This is a genomic window from Streptomyces tricolor (assembly GCF_002155905.1).
GTDB lineage: Bacteria > Actinomycetota > Actinomycetes > Streptomycetales > Streptomycetaceae > Streptomyces > Streptomyces tricolor.
In genome coordinates this window covers 1-2336 of the sequence record NZ_MUMF01000555.1, presented here as the reverse complement: position 1 = coordinate 2336, position 2336 = coordinate 1, and the positions used below count along the sequence as shown (strand labels likewise).

Genomic DNA, 2336 nt, shown 5'->3' with positions numbered 1-2336 from the left:
ACCGCACCGACCTGTTCGACCCCGCCACGGCCGAGCGGCTGGCCGGACAGCTGCTGCGCCTGCTGGAGGGCGCCGTCGACGCCCCGGACCGCCCGCTGGGCAGCCTGCCCCTGCTGTCCGGCGACGAGATACGGCGTGTCGTCCACGACTGGAGCGCCGGGCCGCGGCTCCCCGAGGACGACTGCGTGTACCCGGAGATCTTCGAGCGCCGCGCGGCCCGCACGCCCGACGCCCTCGCTCTCGTCGCGGGCGGCGAACGGCTGGACTACGCCACGCTCAACGCCCGCGCCAACCGGCTCGCCCACCACCTCATCGCGCTCGGCGCCGGCCCCGAGCGGCTGGTGGCGCTGCGGCTCCCGCGCACGGCGGACATGATCGTCGCGATCCTCGCCGTCTGGAAGTCCGGCGCCGGCTACCTGCCACTGGACCCGGCCCTGCCCGCCGAACGCGTCCGGTACCTGCTGGACGACGCCCGCCCGGCCCTCGTCCTGGACGAGGCCGCCCTGCGCGCCGTACCCGCGACCGCCCCGGACACCGACCCCACCGACGCCGACCGGCGCGCCCCGCTGCACCCCGAGCACACCGCGTACGTCATCCACACCTCCGGCTCCACCGGCCGCCCCAAGGGCGTCGCCGTGTCCCACCGTGCGGCGGCGCACCTGCTGGCCGCGCACCGGGCCGGGTTCGTCGCCGAGGCGGGCGGCGGCCCGCTGCGCGTCGCGCTCACCGCGTCCTTCTCCTTCGACACCTCCCTTGAAGGCGTGCTCCTGATGGCCGACGGCCACCCGCTGCACCTGGTCGACGAGACGACCCGGATGGACCCGGCCGCCCTGGTGGAGTACGTCGTCGCGCACCGCGTCGACTTCCTCGACGTCACCCCCTCCTACCTGCGGCAACTGCTGCCTGCCGGACTGCTCACCGACCCCCGGCACCGCCCCCGGGTGCTCATGCTCGGCGGCGAGGCGGTCGGGCCCGCGCTCTGGCGCGAACTGGCCGCCCACCCCGAGGTGACCGCCCACAACTTCTACGGCCCCACCGAGTGCTCGGTCGACGCGCTGTCCTGCCGTATCGACGGCGGCGACCGCCCGCTGGTGGGCCGCCCCCTGCCGGGCGTGCGGGCCTATGTGCTGGACGACCGGCTCCAGCCGGTGCCGCCCGGCGTCGGCGGCGAGCTGTACCTCGCGGGCGCCCAGCTGGCCCGCGGCTACACCGGCCGCCCCGGCCTGACCGCCGCCCGCTTCCTCGCCGACCCCTACGGGCCGCCCGGCACCCGCATGTACCGCACCGGCGACCTGGCCCGCTGGACCTCCGACGGCCGCCTCGACTACCTCGGCCGCGCCGACGACCAGGTCAAGGTGCGCGGCCACCGCATCGAACCCGGCGAGATCGAGGCCGCCCTGCTCGACCAGCCCGGCCTCACCGCCGCCGCGGTCGTCGCCGTACCCGACGCACACGGCCACACCCGCCTCGCCGCCTATGTCGTCCCCGCGCCCGGCGCGGCCCGGCCCGACCCCGCCGAGCTGCGCGCGGCCCTGCGCCGCACCCTGCCGGACGCCTGGGTGCCCGCCTCCTTCACCCCGCTGGCCGCGCTCCCGCTGACCAGCAGCGGCAAACTGGACCGCCGCGCCCTGCCCGCGCCCGAGAGCCCCGCGCGGGAGCGGGAGTTCACGGCCCCGCGCACCCCCGAGGAGGAGACGCTCGCCGCCATCTGGGCCGAGGTGCTCGGCGTGGACCGGGTGGGCGTCACGGACAACTTCTTCGAGCTGGGCGGCGACTCGATCCTGAGCATCCAGGCCGTCTCCCGGGCCCGCGCCGCCGGTCTGCGGATCGGCTCCCAGGACGTCTTCCGGCACCAGACGGTCGCCGACCTGGCCGCCGCCGCGGCCCACCGCACCACCGCGCCGGCCGCGCCCCGGCGCCCGCACGAGGACGGGCCCGCCCCGCTCACCCCGGTGCAGGAGTGGTTCCTCGCCACACACGGCCCGCTGCGGCACTTCAGCATGTCGATGCTGCTCGACCTGCCGCACGACCTCGACGAGCGGGCGCTGGAACGGGCGCTGGAGGCCCTGGTGGCCCGGCATCCGGCACTGCGCACCCGCTTCACCCGCACCGCCGGCACCTGGCGGCAGCACCCCGGCACCGGCCCGGCCACCGGACTGCTCACCCGCCACGGCCCCGGCACCGCACCCGACGAGGCCGCCGAGGCCGCCCGCGCGGCCCTGGACCCGGCCACCGGCGCGTTGTTCCGCGCCGCCCTGCTCACCGGCGGACAGCGCCCGCAACTGTTCCTGACCGCCCACCACCTGGCGGTCGACAGCGTGTCCTGGCGGGTGCTG

1 protein-coding gene is annotated in these 2336 nt (G+C 77.2%); it reads left to right on the top strand.

Going from position 1 to position 2336, the window contains the following annotated elements; genetic code table 11:
• A partial coding sequence (locus tag CCN44_RS33350; protein ID WP_143650121.1) for a non-ribosomal peptide synthetase occupies positions 1-2336 on the top strand: 2336 nt, incomplete at both ends.